This is a genomic window from Hydrogenophaga taeniospiralis (assembly GCF_020510445.1).
Taxonomy (GTDB): Bacteria; Pseudomonadota; Gammaproteobacteria; order Burkholderiales; family Burkholderiaceae_C; genus Hydrogenophaga.
Genome location: NZ_JAHBAG010000001.1, coordinates 2,247,853 through 2,266,135 on the forward strand (window position 1 = coordinate 2,247,853; position 18,283 = coordinate 2,266,135).

The following is an 18,283-nucleotide window of genomic DNA, read 5'->3' on the forward strand; positions in this document are numbered from 1 at the left end:
TGTCGCCGGCCGGACCGTTTCAGGCGTCGCGGGTTGCGCTCCGTGCGAGGGAGCCGCTGAAATGCTGCTTCAGCGCGCCGCTTCGGCCAGTTGCTGCGCCAGCCGGTTGTGGCGCTCCACCAGCGGCCCGAGGTCGACGGTGGTGAGCTGGCCTTCGCGCACCACCACCCGGCCGTTGACCACGGTGTAGGCCGCGGGCGGGCTGGCGCAGAGCAGCAGACTGGCCACGGGGTCGTGCACGGCGGCGCCGGCAAAGCCCAGTGTGCGCAGGTCGAACAAGGCGAAATCGGCGCACATGCCCACGGCCAGGTGGCCTATGTCCTGGCGCCCCAGCACCTGCGCGCCGCCGCGGGTGGCGATGTGCAGCGCGTCGCGCGCGGTCATCTCGGTCGGGCCGAGGTCGCAGCCGAAGAAGGTCTTTCCGTCGCGGGTTTCGGGCGGCATCAAGGCGCGGCCCACGCGGGCGAGCAGCATCGCTTGTCGTGCCTCGTTGACCATGTGCGCCGCGTCGTTGCTGGCGCTGCCGTCCACGCCCAGGCCCACCGGCACGCCGGCGTTCAGCATGCGACGGACCGGCGCGATGCCAGAGGCCAGGCGCATGTTGCTGCAGGGGCAGTGCGCCACGCCGGTGCGGCTGGCGGCGAAGAGCGAAATGCCTTCGTCGTCGAGCTTCACGCAGTGCGCGTGCCACACATCGTCGCCCAGCCAGCCCAACTCCTGCGCGTATTGCGCGGGCGTCTTGTTGAAGGTTTCGCGGCTGTAGGCGATGTCGTGGTCGTTCTCGGCCAAGTGGGTGTGCAGGCGCACGCCTTGCCCTTTGAAGCTGCGGGCGAGCAGGGCGCTCTGGCGCATCAGATCGGGGCTCACCGAAAACGGCGAACACGGCGCCAGCGCCACCTGCAGCATGGCACCGTGTGCCGCGCTGTGCCAGGTCTCGATCAGGCGCTGGCTGTCTTTCAGGATCGCGTCTTCTTGTTCCACCACGCGGTCCGGCGGCAGGCCGCCCGCGCTCTGGCCCACGCTCATGCTGCCGCGCGTGGCCACGAAACGCATGCCGATGCGTTGCGCCGCCTCGATGCTGTCTTCCAGCCGCACACCGTTGGGGTAGATATACAGGTGGTCGCTGCTGGTGGTACAGCCCGACAGCAGCAGTTCGGCCATCGCCACCTGGGTCGAGACCTGCACCATCTGTGGCGTGAGCCCGGCCCAGATCGGGTACAGCCCGCGCAGCCAGCCGAAGAGCTCGGCGTCCTGCACGCCGGGAACTGCCCGCGTGAGTGACTGGAACATGTGGTGGTGCGTGTTCACCAGCCCGGGCATGACGAGGTGGCCGCGCGCGTCTATGGTGTCAATGGCCTCGTCGCGCAGCGCGGGTGGCAGCTCGGCGGCGGGGCCGATCCATTCGATGACGTTGTCGCGCACGAAGAGGGACGCGTCCGCCAGCTCGCGGCCCTGCGCCGGGTCGGCGTGGTCGAGGCAGGCGATGCAGGTGGCGTGGTGGATCAGCAGGCTGGGCATGGCGTGAGCGTGGGGGAGTGTGGCGACAATGGCGGCAGTTGCCATTCTCAACCCAGCCCGTTCAACCCAGCCCGGCCCTACCCATGAAGCACAGCACCCAGAACCCCCGCGCCCTGCTGCGCCACCTGTACCACGTGGCCGTGCAGCGCGCCCTGCCGCTGCACAACACCGCCGCCCACCTGCCACCCCCACCCAAGGGCCGCACCCTGGTGCTCGGCGCGGGCAAGGCCGGCGGTGCGATGGCGCAGGCGGTGGAGGCGCTGTGGCCGGCCGACGCGCCGCTCTCGGGCCTGGTCGTCACGCGCTACCACCACACGCCGCCGCGCCCCGAGGGCCTGCCGCAGCGCATCGAGGTGGTCGAAGCCTCGCACCCCGTGCCCGACGCGGCGGGGCTCGAAGCCGCGCAGCGCATCCTGAAGCTGACCGAGGGGTTGACCAAAGACGACCTCGTGTTGTGCCTCATCTCCGGCGGTGGCTCGTCGTTGCTGACCATGCCCTGCGACGGCCTCACGCTCGAAGACAAGCAGCGCATCAACCGCCAGCTGCTGGAGAGCGGCGCACACATCGGCGAGATGAACACCGTGCGCAAGCACCTCTCGCGCATCAAGGGCGGGCGCCTCGCTGCGGCCTGCGCGCCGGCCCGCGTGGTCACGCTCACCATCAGCGACGTGCCGGGCGACGACGTGAGCGTGATCGCCAGCGGCCCCACCGTGGCCGACGCGTCCACCTGCGCCGAGGCGCTGGACATCCTGCGCCGCTACGCCATCGAGGTGCCGCCCGCTGTGCAGCAGCGGTTGGAGAGCGGCGCGCTCGAAACGCCCAAGCCGGGTGACGCCGCGCTCGCTGGCCTTGAAACGCACCTGATCGCCACCCCCCAACAAAGCCTGGACGCCGCCGCCGACGAGGCCCGCGCGCTCGGCCTGAACGTGGTCGTGCTCAGCGACGAGATCGAAGGCGAGTCGCGCGAAGTCGGCAAGGTGCACGCGGCGCTGGCGCGCTCCACGGCGCTGGGCCGCAGCAGCTTCGCCAAACCCTGCGTCATCCTCAGCGGCGGCGAAACCACCGTCACCGTGCGCCCCCGCGCCGAAGGCCAGAAGAAAGGCCGGGGCGGGCGTGCCGGCGAGTTCTGTCTCGGCCTGGCCCAGGCGCTGGGCGGGCAGGCCGGTGTGTGGGCACTCGCCGCCGACACCGACGGCATCGACGGCGTGGAAGACAACGCCGGGGCGCTGGTCACGCCCGACACGCTGGCCCGCGCCGCCGCGCTGGGCCTGAAGATCACCGACCACTTGGCCCGCAACGACGCCTACGGCTATTTCGAGCCGCTGGGCGACCTGGTCATCACCGGTCCCACCCACACCAACGTGAACGATTTCCGGGCCGTGCTGGTGGTCTGAATCCGAACCCGGCCCGGACCGCCGGTTACAAACCCGGCGCCCGAATCGTTTCTAATGTCGTCCTGCCGCCCGGACCGTCCCAGAGGACGGACCCGGTCCGGCAATGCGTGCCCAGGCACGCAAAACCCCCACCGACAGGCGTTTGAGGCCCCGTTCGGGCCACCGCCCAGGTGCCGCTGCCAGCGGCCCGAACCAGGTCAGTGCCGGTGCAGGCCCCGTGGCCCGCGCCTCAACCCATTTCATGATGTGGATGGCGCCCCGTTGGGGCGCGAAGGAAGGTATTTCTTGCGCAGCAACCTCCATCGTTCAGGCCTGGTGCGCCAGCTCGCGGGCTTTTTGCCCGCCGGCGCGCCGGCGCCCGGCGACGCGGCGCGGCAGGACGTGGCCGAGCGCCTGGGGCAGTGGCTCAACGTGGCCGACGCCATCGGCCTGAGTTCGGCGCACGCGGCCATCGCCGCTGCCGGCCGGCAGGCCGCCCGCGCACCCGGCCAGCCGGCCGCCACCGCCGCCACGCTGCAGGGCGAGCTGGAGCGCGTGCGCGCCGTGCTCAGCCAGTCCATCACCACGCGCGACACGCGCCACCGGCCCGACCCGGACGACCTCGACACCGAGTTCGCCTTCTGCCTCCAGCGCTACCAGGACCAGCAGCGCCGCATGGAAATGAGCGTGGACGCGCTGCGCGGCCACGTGCGCCAGACCCTGGCCCAAGGCGCGCCCCGCCTGGCCCAGCTCGCCGCGCTGGACGCTGCGCTGGGCGAAATGCTGGGCGGGCGCGAGCAGCGCTTGCTGAACAACCTGCCCAATTTCCTCCGAGCGCGGTTCATGGCGCTGCGCCAGACCGCCGCCGCGTCCGACACCCCGCATGACCTGCGTTGGTTGCAGGGCTTCAACACCGAGCTGGAGCAGACCCTGCTCGCCGAGCTGGACCACCGTTTGCAACCGGTCGTCGGAATGATCGAGGCAATGGATATATGAGCTCCCCCTGCGCCGCTTCGCGTCTTCCCCCCGGGGGACGATGCCTTCGGGCCGGCAAAGCCGGACCTTCGGCATCCGCTGATGAGGCTGCCCTTCCTTTGAGCGCCTGATCAGACTTATGAACCACTCCTTCGACGCCCACCCAGCGGCGCACCGTGCCTTCACTCCCTCGCCCCTCTGGGGAGAGGGCTGGGGTGAGGGGCTCTCCCCCCGCCCAAAGCGCCAGGCCAACGCCCAACACCGAATCTGAGCCTTTGAAAACACCAGCCATGCCTTCTTCTTCCTTCTCCAGCCGCGCCCTGCTCACAGGCGCCTTCCTGCTCGGCCTGTTCGCCATCGCCTGGGTCGGCGTCGGCTTCGTCGGCACCGCCAGCTGGCTTGCCCTGGGCATGACGGTGGCCATCGCCGTCGCCTACCTGGTGGGCGCGCAGGAAATCCACCGCTTCCGCAGCGCCTCCACCGGTCTGGCCCAGGCGTTCGCCCACATCCCGCAGCCGCTGGGCAGCCTGGCCGAATGGCTGGCCCGCGTGCCAGCGCCGCTGCAAAACGCCGTGCGCCAGCGCGTCGAGAGCGGGCGCGGCGCGCTGCCCGGCCTGGCGCTCACGCCCTACCTCATCGGCCTGCTGGTCATGCTCGGCATGCTCGGCACCTTCCTCGGCATGGTGGTCACCTTCAAGGGCGCCGTGTTCGCCCTCGAAGGTTCGGCCGATCTGGGCGCCATCCGTGGCGCGCTGGCCGCGCCCATCAAGGGCCTGGGCATTTCGTTCGGTACCTCGGTGGCCGGCGTGGCCAGCTCGGCCATGTTGGGCCTCATGTCGGCCATCGCCCGCCGCGAGCGTCTGGACGTGGCCCGCGCGCTGGAGCAGCACACCGCTGGCGCGCTGCGCCCCTTCACCGCCGCCTTCATCGCCGCAGAGAACCGCGATCACACCTTCGCCGCCCTGCAACGCCAGGCCGACGCGCTGCCCCAGGTCGTCACCCAGCTGCAGGCGCTGATGGAGCAGGTCGAGCGCCGCCACCAGCAGCTCGATCAACAGCTCAGCGCGCGGCAGGACCAGTTCCACCGCGAAGCCGCCGCCGCGTACACGGGCCTGGGCCAGTCGGTGGCGCAGGCGCTGAGCGAGAGCCTGTCGTCCAGCGCGCGGATGGCGGGCGAGAGCATCCAGCCCGTGGTGGAAAGCGCCATGGCCGCCATCGCGCAAGAGTCCACCCGCCTGCACGAGCGCGTGAGCGCCGCTGTGCAGACGCAGCTGACCGGCCTCTCCACCCAGTTCGCCGCCACCACCGGCAGTGTGGCCGAAGGCTGGGCCAGCGCGCTGCAGAACCACGCCCGCACCAACGAGCAGTTGGTGAGCGGTCTGGGCCAGGCGCTGGCCGAGTTCAACACCAGCTTCGAAACCCGTGCCGCCCAGCTGCTGTCCAACGTGCAGCAGGCCACGGCGCAGCAGCACAACGAGCAGGCCCAGGCCGAAGCGCAGAAGCAAGCCGCCTGGACGGCCGCGCTGCAAGGCATGGCCAGCAGTTTGCAGGCCGAGTGGCAGCAGGTGGGCGAGCACCACCTCGCACAGCAGCAGGCCGTCTGCCAGACGCTGGAGCAGACCGCCAACGCCATCCAGCACAGCGCCATCGAGCAGGCCACGCGCAGCATGGACAGCGTGGCCCGCCTGCTGGCGCAGAGCGAAGCGCTGGTGTTGGCCCGCACCGAGGCCGAAGCGTTGTGGACGCAACAACACGGCCAGCGCATGGACGATTTGGCCGCCCTGTGGCGCAGCGAACTCAGCGCGTTGCGCACAGACGAAAGCACGCACCTGCAAACCCTGCGCAGCGAAGAAGCCGCGCGCGGCCAGGCCGCGGTGCAGCGCCTGGGCGAGCTGCAGGTCGCCGTCACCGAGCACCTGGCCACGCTCGGCACCTCGCTCGAAGCACCCATGTCGCGTCTTCTCGAAACGGCGTCCGAGGCGCCCAAGGCCGCGGCCGAAGTCATTGGCCAGTTGCGCGGCGAAATGAGCCGCCTCACCGAACGCGACAACCTCGCCCTGCAAGAGCGCACCGAGCTGGTGGCCCACATCAGCAGCCTGCTGCAGAACGTGCAGCAGACCACCGGCGAGCAGCGCGCTGCCATCGAATCGTTGGTCGCGTCGGCCACCACCGTGCTCAACCAGACCGGCGCCCAGTTCGCGCAGACCCTGGGCGCCCAGGCTGGCAGGGCCGACGAGCAGACCGCGCAAATGGCCACCAGCGCCGCCGAACTCGCCGCCCTGGGCCAGGCCTTCCAGCAGGGCGTCGAGCGGTTCAGCAGCACGAACGAAAAGCTCGTCGACGGCCTGCAGCGCGTGGAAGGTGCCATCGGCCAGCACATGGCGCGCAGCGACGAACAGCTCGCCTACTACGTGGCGCAGGCGCGCGAGGTGATCGACCTCAGCATCAGCGCGCAGCAGGGCATCGTGGAAGACATGCGCCTGCTGCGTGCCAACAAACCTGCCGTCGCCAAAGCTGCGCCAGCCGCACCCGCCGTTCAAGGAGCCGCGTGATGAGCGCCGCCCGGCCGTTCCGAAGGCGCTCAGCCCCGCAGTGCGCAGCACGGAGGGTCGTCCGATGAGCAGCAGCGTGGACGACACCGCCATCGACGACGGCCTCGGTGAGACCGCGCCCGTCTGGGCCGTGTTCGGTGACCTCATGTCCGGCGTGGTCGGCGCGTTCGTGCTCATCCTGATCGGCGTGCTGCTGGTGCAGATGGACCTGATGGCCAACCTGCAGTCCGAGATCGCCAAACGCCAGCAGGAAGAAGCCCGCCGCATGGCGCTGGAAAAAGCGCTCGCCATTCCGCTGCAGAGCGGCCGCGTCACGCTCAACAACGGCCGCATCGGCATCAGTGGCAGCGTGCTGTTCGACTTCAACTCCGACCAACTGCGCCCCGAAGGTCAGCAACTGCTGAAAAGCCTGGTGCCGCCGCTGGAGGTGTACCTCGGCGAGCGCGACGAGATGCTCATGGTGAGCGGCTTCACCGACGACAAGCCCATCGTCAAAGGCCCGAACCAACGCTTCGAAGACAACCTGGAGCTATCGGCCCAGCGCGCGCTCACCGTGACGCGTACCCTCGTCAAAGAAGGCATGCCGCGCCAGCGCGTGTTCAGCGCCGCCTTTGGCGCCGAGCAACCCGTGGCCAGCAACGCCGACGAACAAGGCCGCGCCCTGAACCGCCGCGTGGAAATGGCCCCCGTGCCCCGCGCCGCGCCCACGGCCAGCACGGCCGCGCTTTCGCAGCCTGCAACGGCTGCCACCGCCAAGCCATGAACACCCAGCCCACCGGCCCTGATCTTCTCCCTCCCCCTCTGGGGGAGGGCAGGGGTGGGGGCGCGCCTTCGAGTGCATCGCCGGAGCGCAGCCCCCATCCCAACCTTCCCCCAGAGGGGGAAAGGGTAATCCCAGCGCAGCGGGCGGCACCTTCCCCCTTGGCAGCCCTCAACGCCCACATCGCCCAGGCCAGCCAAGCCGCAGCGGCCGGAAGCAGATCAAACGGCGACAAGTGGCCCGAACTCCGCAGCGCCCAGCGCTTCCGCGAAACCTGGGAACGCCTGGGCGCCGAAGCAGCCGTGGTGCAGGCCACGCACCGCGCCCCCGAAAACGCCGGCCCGCTCAACTCTCACATGCTCGTGCTGCGCACCCTCGGCCTCATGCGCGAGCTCTCGCCGCACTACCTGCGGCGCTTCCTTTCGCACACCGAAACCCTGCTCTGGCTGGAGCAGGCGCAGGGGCAGCTCAAGGCGCCGGCGGGCAAGGGCAAGACTGTGAAGGTGGGTCGGCAGAAGGGTTGAACGCGGGCAAAGCCGTGGCCAGTTGCATGCCACCGAGACGCGTGCGACACAGCGCCGGCGAAACCGCCAAACGTTCAAGCCGCGTCAACGCCTTGTGCTTCGCCCGATTCGGCAGCCACCGCGAGCCGCTCGCAGCGCAGCGCATCGATCGGGTGGCCGGCGCCACGGAAGCGCGCAGCGGCGCTTGCAAAGCGCGCGGCGGCCACGTGCGCGCCCTCGCCGCGAGCGACCGCCATGTGACCGAGCACCTCATCGTGCGCCGCGTGCCAGGCCGGCAAGCGCATCACCACGTCCGCCAGATAGGCCGTCTGGCCGGCGTACGCCTCGGCCAGATCGAGGCGCCTCGCACGCGCCGCGGCGATCGCCGCCGGCACCGCGAACGTGATGCGGCAACCGGGGCAGGTCTCCAGCGGGCCGCGCACAGCCTCGCGGGCATCCTCCAGCGCATGCAGCGCGGCGGTCGGGTTGCGGGCAAGGCGGATGCGCGTCCCGTAGATCCGGTCCAGCAGGTGAAACCCGATGTCGGTCTGCCGCGCCAGATCCAGCGCCTCGTCGATCAGGGCACGGGCGTCGTCGAGCCGCTCGCGGTACATCGCGACCTCGGCCAGCCGCTGCATCGAAAAGGCCTCACCGGTCGCGCCGCCGATGGCATGGTGCAGGCGCGCACCCAGTGTCAGGTGCTCCTCGGCCGCGGAAAGATCGCCGGCCAGCAGTTCGGCCTCGCCGCGCAAGGTGACGCCAAAAGCGTGTCCTCGCGCAGCGCCGATCCGGACGGCTTCGTCCGCCAGCCCCTGTGCAAAGGCAATGACCTCGGGATAGGGCCGCGCCCCGTAGAGGAAACGCTGCAGGATGCAGAGTTGCCCGTCGAACACGCGCATGGCCAGGTGCGGCAGCTGGCGGGTGTCCTGCAGGTCGGCCCAGACGCTCTGGTGCAGTTCCCCGCGGGCGTGCGCCGCCGCCGCCTGGGCCCACGAGGCTGTCACGATGGCCGAGACATCACCGGTCTGCAAGGCGAGTCGTCTGGCCTCGGCCGCCTTGCGCGTGCCCATGGCCGGGTCGGCCGCGCCCAGGGCCGCGGCACCGCTGTAGGTCAGCGCCTCGCACAGCCGTCCGTCCACACTGTTCGGCCTGACGCCCACCAGCTCTTCGAGCGCGCCCTTCGGGTCGCCTTGCTTGATCAGCGCCAGGGCACCCTTGGCACGCAGGTTGTGCGACATCGGCTCGTCGGCTGCGAGGGCGGCCGTCCTGTAGGCGGCCACCGCCGCCGGGTCTCCCATGGCGTCCAGCGCCTCCGCGCGCAAACGCAGCGCCTCGGCATGCCCGGCCTCGAAGGCCAGCACGGGCTCCAGATGACGCAGCGCGTCACTGAAGGCGGCCAGCCGCACCGCATCGCGCGCCGCTGCAAGCAGGCAAGGCACGGCATCGCGCGGGTTGCCGCCGTCGAGCCAGTGGCGTGCCACGAGGGCCGGCGCGGCGTCGAGTTCGCTCAGGCGCTGCGCCGCCTGGCGGTGCATCTTCAATCGCTGATGCGGCGGGATCTGCTCGATCAGGACCTGGCGCACCAGGTCGTGCCGAAACCGGTAGCCCGTGCCGGCCAGCACCAGCACGCCCGCGGCCAGCGCAAGGTCCAGCGCCGCAAACGCATGTGCCTCGGTGTCTGGTGTCAGGGCTGCGGCCGTGGTGGGGTCGAAGGCGTCGCCGGCCAGGGCCATCCACTTCAGCGACGCCAGCGCCGCGTCGGGCACATCGCACAGACGGGCCAGGATGGCTTCGGCGACGTTGCGGGGCAGGCGCGCGCCGGAGGATTCTGCGCAGCGCGCCAGCTCGATCGCGGCAAACGGGTTGCCCTCGGCCACGCGAACGATGTGCGACACATTCTGTTCGGACAAGGGACACGGTGCTGCCTGGACCACGAGCCGACGGGCCTCGTCCTCGTCCAGCGGCTCAAGATCGAGGGCCTGCATGACGCCGCTGCCGACCAGGCGCGACACGCCGCGGGCGAGCGCCGACCCCAGCGCGGGAGCGCGCGTTGCCAGCACCACGCACACCGGTGGACCGGCGCAGGCCAGGTGCATCAACACGTCGGCGTCGGCGTCGTCGATCAGGTGTGCGTCGTCCACCAGCACCATGACCTCGCCACCACCCGAGGCGGCCAGCAGCAGACGTCTGAGCGCGCCGATCACCTGGTGCCGCCCCAGCGGACCGGCCAGGGCGGCGGCGGGCGCCGCGAGTGGGCTGAGCTGGGCCAGCACCGAGCGCGCCGGTGCGCCGATGCGGTCGAGCATGCCGCGGTCGGACACGACCAGCCGTTCGGTCAAGGCAGCGATCACCGCATAGGTGCGTCCGGGCTGTGCGGCGTCCACGGGAACGACCTTCCAGCCGCGCTCCCGGGCCAGCGCACCGAGTTCACGACAGAAAGCGGTCTTGCCGATGCCGGCGGGGCCGCGCAGCACGATGCCGCCGGGCCGTTCGGTGGCGGTCATTCCCAGCCAGGCCACGGCCTGGGCACGGAGCAACGCCCGCCCGATGGTGGCCGGACCCGCTGGCTGCAGGCCCGCGACACATTGCTCGTACAGGGCCTCGGTGTCGCGACCGGGTGCGACGCCGAGTTCCCGTTCGAGCGCCTCGCGCAGGTGCGCGTACCAGCGCACGGCGGCCGCCCGGTTGCCGGTCGCGAACTCGCGCGCCATCAGTTCGCGGTGGGCGGGCTCATCGGTGGGCTCCACCCGGGCCAGGCGTTCCCACTGAGCGCTGGCCCGAAGCAGCGCGATGAAACGTGCGTGCAGCCGTTCGCGTGCCGGTTCGGCCCAGGCTTCGTAGGTCGAGCCCGGCAGCAGGTCGCCGGCGTAGGCGTCGACCGCCTGTGCGCAAGCCTCGCACTCCCCGCCGGCGAGCGCCGCCTGCGCGAGTAGCTCGAAGCGGTCGACGTCGACGGCAACCCGGCCATGGGCCCACAGCACCACCTCGCCGCCGTGCAACACCACACCGTCGTGCCGGCCGAGGGCTTGCCGGGCGTGGTGGGCGGCCTTGCGCAGGTTCGCTGCGCCGGCGTCGGGCTCCAGTTGCGGCCACAGCGTGTCGACGACACGGTCGCGTGTCAGGCGCCGCTGCGGCGCCAGGCTCAGCAGTTGCACCAGCTGGGCCGAGCGCAGGCTGGGCCATCGCTCGGGAGCGAGCTCGGCGCCGTCGATCGACACCGAGAACCCACCCAACAGGCGGACTTCGAGGTGACTGGCCGGCTCGGATTCTTCGATGGCGTGGGACAGAACCATGGTGGATCAAGTGTGCGGCGCCCGGCCGGCAAGCGCAATGCCCTCGGCGGCCGGGAACGTTTCAGGAACGCCGGATGGCGATGCTGTGGTCCGCGGGTTGCCCAAGACCCGCGACATCCAACAGGAGTGCACCATGACCACGCAACAGATTTCCATCCTGATTCCCCCCTACGGCACAGCGACGCTGACGCTGCCCGCGATGTTGACGCCCGATGCGTTCGCCCGCCTCGACTCGGCCATCGACCAGGCGCTCGCGGAGCCGCACCAGGCGCTCGGCGACGCCGCCCCGGACCCGGGATCCATCGAGTACGACTCGTGGTTGATCCGGCAGCAATGAAACCAGGAGACCACCATGACGCCATCGCTTTACCAAAGACTCGGCGAGTCCGAGGGGATCACCGCCATCGTTGACGACGCGGTTGATCGCCACGCCGTCAACCCGCTGCTGGCCCCCCGCTTCAGCGGCAAGGACCTGGCCCACGCGAAACGGATGGGTGCGCAGTTCTTCTGCATGGGCGCGGGCGGACCTCAGCACTACGAGGGCCGCGATCTGCGCACCGCGCATGCCGGGATGAACATCAGCGAGCAGGAATTGATCGCCACCATCGATGACTTTGTGGCCGCCATGCAGGGCCAGGGGGTCGGCGGCACCGAAATCAACGAGGTGGTGGCGATCCTCTACTCGTTGAAGGGCGACGTGCTGCGGGTCTGAGCAGCACATGGCCGGACGCCAGCGGCACTCGGCGGCGACTCGCTTGATGTGAATCAACGGATTTGGGCCGTGCAACCCCAAAATGGTGAGCAAGCCGACCCGGCAGGGCTGGGCGAAGCAGGCAACACGCTTTGGGGGAACGATGACGAACAAGTTGACACGCCGGGCGTTGCTGGCGAGCACGCCAGGGGTGCTTGGGGGCGCTGCCACGTTCGGAGCGAGCCCCTCGGCCTGGGCCGCGGAGTCTTACGAAGCGGCGAAGGCGCGCATCTGGCGTGCGGGGCCTTTGCAGGGTCTGTCGGGCGCTGCGCTGAGTCAGGAGTTGGTGCGCTACGCGACCCTGGCACCGTCGAGCCACAACACGCAGTGCTGGAAGTTCGCGCTGGGCGGACAGAGCGTCACCATCCTGCCCGACCTTTCACGCCGATGCCCTGTGGTGGACCCGGACGACCACCACCTCTACGTGTCGCTGGGCTGTGCCGCCGAGAACCTGGTGCAGGCGGGGCTGGCGCTGGGTCTGGCCAGCGAGGTTCATTTCGATGCGACGCGCGACGCGGTGGTCGTCAACCTGTCACCCACGCCCGCCGTCGTCACCTCGTGGTTCAAGGCGATACCCGAACGCCAGTGCACGCGTGGCGAATACGACGGCGAAGCCCTGAGCGCCCAGGACCTGGGCCTGCTCGAACGTGCCGGCAGCAACGACCGGGTGCGCCTGCTCCTGCTCACCGAGAAGACCGCCATGGACCGGGTGCTGGATTTCGTCGTGCAGGGCAACACCGCACAGCTGAACGACAGGGCGTTCGTCAAGGAGTTGAAGTCCTGGATCCGCTTCAGTGCCTCAGACGCGGTGGCGCAGGGCGACGGGCTGTTCGGAAAATCGTCGGGCAACCCCACGCTGCCGTCCTGGCTGGGCAATCTACTGTTCGACTTCGTGGTCACGGCCAAGTCGGAAAACGAGAAATACACCCGGCAGTTGCACAGCTCGGCTGGTGTCGCGGTGTTCGTGGCCGCCAAGGAAGACAAGGCCCATTGGGTGGATGTGGGCCGGGCCTATGAGCGCTTCGCGCTGCAGGGTACCGTCATGGGTGTGCGCAACGCCCACGTCAACATGCCGGTCGAACTCGCGGCGTTGCGTCCCCCGTTCGCGAACGCCATCGGCCTGGGCCACCAGCGGCCGGACCTGGTGATCCGGTTCGGACGCGGGCCCACCTTGCCGCCCTCGCTGCGCCGCCCGGTGCAGGCTGTGCTGGTGTGAGTGCAGCGCCGGGAGGACCATGAAAGCGACTGCCTGGAGCATCGTCGTCTTGAGCCTGCTGGTCGCGGCCCTGTGGACCGGCTGGCGCTTCCGGCAGGACATCGGGCGGGCCAGCGCGTTGTCGGCCACGGGCAGCGAAGTGGTGAACACCCGCTGCGGCCCCATCGAGGTGCAGCAGGCGGGGCAAGGCATTCCGCTGCTGGTGATCCACGGCAGCGGAGGCGGCCACGACCAAGGCATGGCGTGGGCGCGGCCGTTGACACAACACGGTGTGCGGGTGATCGCGATGTCGCGCTTTGGCTATCTGCGCACGCCCCGGCCGGTTGACGCCTCGCCCGAGGCGCAGGCCGATGCGCATGTGTGTCTGCTCGATGCGCTGGGCATCCAGCGCGCGGCGGTGATGGGCGTGTCGGCGGGCGGCCCGTCGGCCATGCAGACCGCGATCCGCCACCCGGACCGCGTGAGTGCGCTGGCGCTGGTGGTGCCGATCGCCTGGAAGCCCGGCGACGTCGCGGCCACGGCAGCGCCCATTTCCGACCGCAAAGACGCGCTGCTGCTGCGCCTGCTGGGCTCGGACTTCCTGTTCTGGGCTGGGCTGCGGCTGGCCCGCGATCAGCTGGTCCGCCACGTGCTGGCCACGCCGCCCGAGCAGGTGGCCGCGGCCAGCGAACCCGAGCGCGCGCGCGTGAACGATCTGGCCGACCGCATCCTGCCGGTGTCGGCCCGGGCGGCCGGGTTGCGCGACGATACCAGGCTGGGCAAAGGGCTCCAGCCGTATGCGCTGGCGCGCATCCAGGCGCCCACGCTCGTGGTGAGCGCGCGTGACGATGGGTTTGGCACCTACGCTCCCGCCGAGTACACGGCCAGCCAGATCGCTGGTGCGAGGTTTCTCGGTTTCGAGCAAGGCGGCCACCTGCTGGTGGGGCACGACGACACCGTGCGCGATGCCGTGCTGGCGCTGCTGAGATCGGCCCACTGGCCATGAGTCCGGCCAAAACCTTTCACTCAACCCCCCAGCGGAGAACGGACATGGGACTCCTGAAGATCGCACTGGCCACGGTTTTGGTCGTGGTCCTGGCATTCGCCGCGCTCATCGCATGGGGCGCGTGGAAATGGCGTGGCCTGACCCAGTCTCTGGTGGACCGGCTGGAGGCCGGCCGTGTGGCACCGAGCCCTGCGCGCTTCGATGCGCGAGAGCTCGAGGGTTTGCCACCGGTGGTGCAGCGCTACTTCCGGGCCACGATGCCCGACGGCGAGCTGTCGCTTACGCTGACGCTCACCTTCGACGCACAAGGGCTGATGGAGTCGGTGCGTGCCGATGCGCGCGGGCGCACAGAGGGCGGCAAGATCGTCATGCGGCCATGGGAAGGCCGCTGGTCGAACCACCAGCTGCGCGAAGGCATGCGAGTCCCCCTGTCGGGTGAAGTGGCCTGGCTGCTGCCGCCCGAAGAGGGTGGGCGCAAGCCTTACTGGCGTGGAACGATCCGCTCACTGAGCTACGAATGGGCGCCCTATTGATCCGGCCCGCTCAATTCCCACATGCTCGTGTTGCGCACCCTCGGCGTGGTGCTGGGGACGGAATCAGCAGGCATTGACGCGACGCTGCGCTCGCCAAGATGGAGCAGGATCGCGCCGCTCTCGAAGATCAAGAGATGCAGTTCGTCGATCAGGCCGTGGACCAGAAGGTCGTTCCACAACACATGGCCGCCGAAAACGAGAACGTCGCTCAGCGTGCTCGCCTGGTGCTACAGCGGCCCGGTCAGGCGGCGGCGCTGCGCGCCGGGCCGGTGGAGGTGCGCACCACCAGCACCGGGTCGGGCACCTGCACGATGGTGGGCTCGTGCGTCGGGTTTTCTATCAGGTCCAGCAGCAGGTTGATGGAGATGGTGGCCACCTGCTCGATGCCCAGAGCCACCGTGGTGAGCGCGGGCCGCATGTCCTTGGCCAGCTGGATGTCGGTGATACCGATGAGCGAGATGTCTTGCGGAATGCGGATGCCCCGGTCGGCCAGCGCCTGCGAGGCGCCATAGGCCATCAAGTCGTTGGTGCAAAAAATGGCGGTGAGATCGGGGTGCTGCTCCAGCAGCGACACCGCCGCGTCGTGGCCCCCGGCCACGGTGTCACTCACGTTGCGGATGACCGCGTCCGGCAGCGCCACGCCAGCCGCGTGCAGCGCATCGCGAAAACCTTCGAGCCGCCCGACCTGCATGCCTTCCAGGCCGCAACCCACAATCACGCCAATGCGCCGGTGGCCCAGCGTCAGCAGGTGCTGGCCGGCAATCTCACCAGCGCGGTGGAAGTTCACCACCACATGCGGGATCTGGTCGGCCAGGTCCACCTTTTCTTCGGACGCCAGCACGATGGGGGAGCGGCGCGTTTTCAGCGCGTTGATATCGTCGGCACTGATACCGGTGTGCAGCACCAGCACGCCGTCGGCCAGCGTGCCGGCGATCTGGTGCAGGTAGGCGCGGCCAATGTCGGGGCGCTCGTCGGTGTTGCACACCATCAGGAAGTAGTTGCGGTGCCGCGCCACGCGCTCGGCCACGCGCACGAACTCGGGGTAAAACGGATTGTTGATGTCGGGCAGCACCAGCGCCACCATGGACGACTTGCCCTCGGCCAGCGCGCGTGCCATCAGGTTGGGCCGGTAGCCGGTGGCGGCGATGGCTTCCTGCACCTTTTGCACGGTGGCAGGCTTCACCTTCTGCGTGTTGCGCAGCACATTGGAGACGGTGGCGGTGGTGACACCGGCCAGGCGGGCGACTTCACTCAGGGTGGCCATGTGCGCTGCAACTTCATGTGAATTGGCATCAATTGATGCGTTTTTTTGAACCCTGGGACTTACCCTAGGACGCGGTTTATTTGTCTGCACCCGTAGATATACTCCAAAAATGGCTGAATTTAACCGCTTAAATTTTAATCTTTAAGGTATTTCAGAGGAGCTTCCGGGATGTCGCTCTCTTGGTCAGTCAGCAAACGCGGGCCTGAGTCGGCTTGAAATTTAACCGCTTAAATTTTGGAAAGGATGCCCGTCGCACCACCGTCATCACTCGTTTACCGGAGACAACAAGCCAAGCGTGCCATGTTCTACCGGCCGCCACTTGCCACCTATTCATTGACACAGAGACAGGAAAACAAACCATGAATTTCGCGAAACGCAGCACCCTCAGCGCCATGATCGGCCTGGCCCTCAGCACCTTCGGCCTGATGGCCAGCCACGCCGCCCACGCGGGTGAAGTCACCATCTGGGCCTGGGACCCCAACTTCAACATCGCCATCATGCAAGAGGCCGCGAAGCGCTACACCGCCAAGCACCCCGGCGTGACCTTCAAGATCGTCGACATGGCCAAGGCCGATCTGGAGCAGAAGCTGCAGACCACCCTGGCCTCCGGCGTGACCAAAAACCTGCCCGACATCGTGCTGGTGGAAGACTACAACGCACCCAAGTACCTGCGCTCATTCCCCGGCGCGTTCGAATCCTTGTCCGGCAAGGTGGACTACAAGGGTTTTGCCAACTACAAGGTCAACCTCATGACCATGGGCGGCAAGGCCTACGGCCTGCCTTTTGACACCGGCACCACCGGCATGTACTACCGCACCGATCTGATCAAGCAGGCCGGCTTCAGCGACAAGGACATGCAGAACATCACCTGGGACCGCTTCATCGAAATCGGCAAGCAGGTTGAAGCCAAGACCGGCAAGAAGATGTTTGCCATGGACCCGCAGGACGGTGGCCTCATCCGCGTGATGATGCAGGGTGCCGGCCGTTGGTACTTTGACAAAGACGGCAAACTCGACATCAAGAGCAACCCCGCGCTCAGGGCCGCCCTGGAAACACAGGCCAAGTTCCTCAAGACCGGCATCTACAAGCCCACCTCCGGTTGGGGCGAGTGGGTGGGCGCTTTGAACAAGGGTGATGTGGCATCCATCACCACCGGCGTGTGGATCACCGGCTCGGTCAAGGCCGAAGCCAGCCAATCCGGCAAATGGGCCGTGGCACCCACGCCCCGTTTGGACCTGCCGGGCGCAGTGAACGCCTCCAATCTGGGCGGCTCCAGCTGGTATGTGCTGTCCAGCGGCAAGGAGAAGGCCGCGGCGGCCGACTTCCTGAATGAGATCTACGCCAAGGATGTGGACTTCTACCAGACCATCCTGCAGTCCCGCGGCGCCGTGGGTTCGCTGCTGGCCTCGCGCAGTGGCAAGGCCTACTCTGAAGGCGATGCTTTCTTTGGCGGCGACAAGGTGTGGCAGAAGTTCAGCGACTGGATGGGCAAGGTGCCTTCCGTGAACTACGGCATGTACACCTACGAGGGTGACGCCGCCGTGGCCGCCCAGCTGCAGGGCCTGGCCCAGGGCATGCCGGTGGACAAGGTGCTGGAGAACATCCACAACCAGCTCGCTTCGCAAGTCAAATAAGCTGAACCGAAAGACCACCATGGGGCCCACGCCTACGACCAGCTACCGGCGTTTTTACGACGTCAACGGTTGGCTCTTTGTTTCCACCGCACTTGCACTCATCGGGGTCTTCATGGCCTATCCGATCGTCAAGTCGCTGTGGATGTCCCTGCACGCCGGGCAAGGGACCGTCATTGAATTCGTAGGCACCGGCAACGTGGTGCGTCTGTTCAGCGACCCGATTTTCTTGCGGGCACTGCAGAACACCTTCATCTTCCTGATCATCCAGGTGCCGCTCATGATCGTGCTGGCGCTGGTCATGGCAAGTTGCCTGAACATGCCCAACCTGCGTTTTCGCGGACTGTTGCGCACGGCGGTGTTCCTGCCCTGCGTGACCTCGCTAGTGGCGTATTCGGTGCTGTTCAAAAGCATGTTTTCGTACGACGGCCTGGTCAACCATGCGCTGGCATGGCTCGGCTTCATCGACCAGCCCATCCCCTGGCTCAACGATCCGTTCTGGTCCAAGGTCGTGATCATCAGCGCCATCACCTGGCGCTGGACCGGCTACAACATGATCTTCTACCTCGCGGCCATGCAGAACATCGACAAGTCGATCTACGAAGCCGCGCGTATTGATGGCATCTCGGCCTACCGCCGCTTTGTCTCCATCACCATTCCCATGCTCAAGCCAGTGATTCTGTTCACCACGGTGACCTCCACCATCGGCACGCTGCAGTTGTTTGACGAGCCCATGAACATCACCGCGGTCAGTGGCGTGGTGTCCGACAGCACGCTCACGCTGTCGCTCTACATCTACAACCTGTCATTCAAGTTTGTGCCCAACTTTGGCTACGCCGCCACGGTGTCTTACGTCATCGTGCTGCTGGTGGCCCTGCTGGCGTCCATCCAGTTCTATGCCGCCCGAGAGCGAAAGTGAGGAACACAGG

At 68.3% G+C, this 18,283-nt stretch carries 16 protein-coding genes; 12 read left to right on the plus strand and 4 right to left on the minus strand.

Annotated elements, in window-relative coordinates; all coding sequences use genetic code 11:
* Positions 1 to 69: 69 nt before the first annotated feature.
* On the minus strand, positions 70 to 1,518 hold the full coding sequence (locus KIH07_RS10790) for an 8-oxoguanine deaminase (RefSeq protein WP_226491963.1): 1,449 nt from the start codon (positions 1,516 to 1,518) through the stop codon (positions 70 to 72).
* Positions 1,519 to 1,601: 83 nt separating this feature from the next.
* On the opposite strand from KIH07_RS10790, the gene KIH07_RS10795 reads away from it, so the two are divergent.
* The 5 genes from KIH07_RS10795 (at position 1,602) to KIH07_RS10815 (ending at position 7,702) form a co-directional block, all read left to right on the plus strand.
* Positions 1,602 to 2,912, plus strand: a complete 1,311-nt coding sequence (locus tag KIH07_RS10795; protein WP_226491964.1) for a glycerate kinase — start codon at positions 1,602 to 1,604, stop codon at positions 2,910 to 2,912.
* A gap of 285 nt (positions 2,913 to 3,197) precedes the next feature.
* Complete coding sequence (locus KIH07_RS10800; protein WP_226491965.1) at positions 3,198 to 3,887, plus strand: DUF3348 family protein; 690 nt, start codon at positions 3,198 to 3,200, stop codon at positions 3,885 to 3,887.
* Between the two features lie 269 nt (positions 3,888 to 4,156).
* The gene (locus KIH07_RS10805) at positions 4,157 to 6,418 is read left to right on the plus strand and encodes a DUF802 domain-containing protein (protein ID WP_226491966.1); all 2,262 of its coding nucleotides are present in this window, start codon (positions 4,157 to 4,159) and stop codon (positions 6,416 to 6,418) included.
* Positions 6,419 to 6,482: 64 nt separating this feature from the next.
* Entirely contained in the window at positions 6,483 to 7,181 is a 699-nt protein-coding gene (locus tag KIH07_RS10810) for an OmpA family protein (RefSeq protein WP_226491967.1), read from the plus strand.
* A complete protein-coding gene (locus KIH07_RS10815) occupies positions 7,178 to 7,702 on the plus strand; it encodes a DUF2894 domain-containing protein (RefSeq protein ID WP_226491968.1) in 525 nt (174 codons plus the stop codon). The genes KIH07_RS10810 and KIH07_RS10815 overlap by 4 nt, the downstream gene beginning before the upstream one ends.
* Before the next feature lie 74 nt (positions 7,703 to 7,776).
* Here the strand turns inward: KIH07_RS10815 and KIH07_RS10820 are convergent, their stop codons facing one another.
* Positions 7,777 to 10,974 carry an ATP-binding protein gene (locus tag KIH07_RS10820; RefSeq protein ID WP_226491969.1) on the minus strand — a complete coding sequence of 1,066 codons (3,198 nt, stop codon included), beginning with the start codon at positions 10,972 to 10,974 and terminating at the stop codon, positions 7,777 to 7,779.
* A 133-nt stretch (positions 10,975 to 11,107) separates the two neighbouring features.
* Between KIH07_RS10820 and KIH07_RS10825 the strand changes: the two genes are divergently transcribed.
* From KIH07_RS10825 to KIH07_RS10845, 5 genes are all read left to right on the plus strand, one after another.
* Entirely contained in the window at positions 11,108 to 11,311 is a 204-nt protein-coding gene (locus tag KIH07_RS10825; protein WP_226491970.1) for a hypothetical protein, read from the plus strand.
* 15 nt (positions 11,312 to 11,326) lie between these two features.
* Positions 11,327 to 11,686 carry a group I truncated hemoglobin gene (locus KIH07_RS10830; protein WP_226491971.1) on the plus strand — a complete coding sequence of 120 codons (360 nt, stop codon included), beginning with the start codon at positions 11,327 to 11,329 and terminating at the stop codon, positions 11,684 to 11,686.
* A 142-nt stretch (positions 11,687 to 11,828) separates the two neighbouring features.
* Positions 11,829 to 12,941: an Acg family FMN-binding oxidoreductase gene (locus KIH07_RS10835; protein WP_226491972.1), complete on the plus strand. Its 1,113-nt coding sequence runs from the start codon at positions 11,829 to 11,831 to the stop codon at positions 12,939 to 12,941.
* A gap of 19 nt (positions 12,942 to 12,960) precedes the next feature.
* Positions 12,961 to 13,926 (plus strand): alpha/beta fold hydrolase, encoded by a 966-nt coding sequence (locus tag KIH07_RS10840; protein ID WP_226491973.1) that lies wholly within the window; start codon positions 12,961 to 12,963, stop codon positions 13,924 to 13,926.
* Between the two features lie 44 nt (positions 13,927 to 13,970).
* Positions 13,971 to 14,459 (plus strand): DUF6920 family protein, encoded by a 489-nt coding sequence (locus KIH07_RS10845; protein ID WP_226491974.1) that lies wholly within the window; start codon positions 13,971 to 13,973, stop codon positions 14,457 to 14,459.
* On the opposite strand, the gene KIH07_RS10850 is transcribed toward KIH07_RS10845, so the two are convergent.
* Complete coding sequence (locus tag KIH07_RS10850) at positions 14,453 to 14,641, minus strand: hypothetical protein (RefSeq protein WP_226491975.1); 189 nt, start codon at positions 14,639 to 14,641, stop codon at positions 14,453 to 14,455. The genes KIH07_RS10845 and KIH07_RS10850 overlap by 7 nt on opposite strands.
* 59 nt (positions 14,642 to 14,700) lie before the next feature.
* Positions 14,701 to 15,723 (minus strand): LacI family DNA-binding transcriptional regulator, encoded by a 1,023-nt coding sequence (locus KIH07_RS10855; RefSeq protein WP_226491976.1) that lies wholly within the window; start codon positions 15,721 to 15,723, stop codon positions 14,701 to 14,703.
* 359 nt (positions 15,724 to 16,082) lie between these two features.
* Here KIH07_RS10855 and KIH07_RS10860 point away from each other — a divergent pair, with 359 nt between their 5' ends.
* Together KIH07_RS10860 and KIH07_RS10865 are read left to right on the plus strand one after the other, a co-directional pair.
* The gene (locus KIH07_RS10860; protein ID WP_226491977.1) at positions 16,083 to 17,357 is read left to right on the plus strand and encodes an ABC transporter substrate-binding protein; all 1,275 of its coding nucleotides are present in this window, start codon (positions 16,083 to 16,085) and stop codon (positions 17,355 to 17,357) included.
* Between the two features lie 19 nt (positions 17,358 to 17,376).
* Complete coding sequence (locus KIH07_RS10865; protein WP_226491978.1) at positions 17,377 to 18,273, plus strand: carbohydrate ABC transporter permease; 897 nt, start codon at positions 17,377 to 17,379, stop codon at positions 18,271 to 18,273.
* Positions 18,274 to 18,283 lie beyond the last annotated feature (10 nt).

Coding starts and splice junctions, on each gene's coding strand:
- KIH07_RS10790 (WP_226491963.1), bottom strand. CDS start 1,518: ATGCCCAGCCTGCTGATCCACCACGCCACCTGCATCGCCTGCCTCGAC.
- KIH07_RS10795 (WP_226491964.1), top strand. CDS start 1,602: ATGAAGCACAGCACCCAGAACCCCCGCGCCCTGCTGCGCCACCTGTAC.
- KIH07_RS10805 (WP_226491966.1), top strand. CDS start 4,157: ATGCCTTCTTCTTCCTTCTCCAGCCGCGCCCTGCTCACAGGCGCCTTC.
- KIH07_RS10810 (WP_226491967.1), top strand. CDS start 6,483: ATGAGCAGCAGCGTGGACGACACCGCCATCGACGACGGCCTCGGTGAG.
- KIH07_RS10815 (WP_226491968.1), top strand. CDS start 7,178: ATGAACACCCAGCCCACCGGCCCTGATCTTCTCCCTCCCCCTCTGGGG.
- KIH07_RS10820 (WP_226491969.1), bottom strand. CDS start 10,974: ATGGTTCTGTCCCACGCCATCGAAGAATCCGAGCCGGCCAGTCACCTC.
- KIH07_RS10825 (WP_226491970.1), top strand. CDS start 11,108: ATGACCACGCAACAGATTTCCATCCTGATTCCCCCCTACGGCACAGCG.
- KIH07_RS10830 (WP_226491971.1), top strand. CDS start 11,327: ATGACGCCATCGCTTTACCAAAGACTCGGCGAGTCCGAGGGGATCACC.
- KIH07_RS10835 (WP_226491972.1), top strand. CDS start 11,829: ATGACGAACAAGTTGACACGCCGGGCGTTGCTGGCGAGCACGCCAGGG.
- KIH07_RS10840 (WP_226491973.1), top strand. CDS start 12,961: ATGAAAGCGACTGCCTGGAGCATCGTCGTCTTGAGCCTGCTGGTCGCG.
- KIH07_RS10845 (WP_226491974.1), top strand. CDS start 13,971: ATGGGACTCCTGAAGATCGCACTGGCCACGGTTTTGGTCGTGGTCCTG.
- KIH07_RS10855 (WP_226491976.1), bottom strand. CDS start 15,723: ATGGCCACCCTGAGTGAAGTCGCCCGCCTGGCCGGTGTCACCACCGCC.
- KIH07_RS10860 (WP_226491977.1), top strand. CDS start 16,083: ATGAATTTCGCGAAACGCAGCACCCTCAGCGCCATGATCGGCCTGGCC.
- KIH07_RS10865 (WP_226491978.1), top strand. CDS start 17,377: ATGGGGCCCACGCCTACGACCAGCTACCGGCGTTTTTACGACGTCAAC.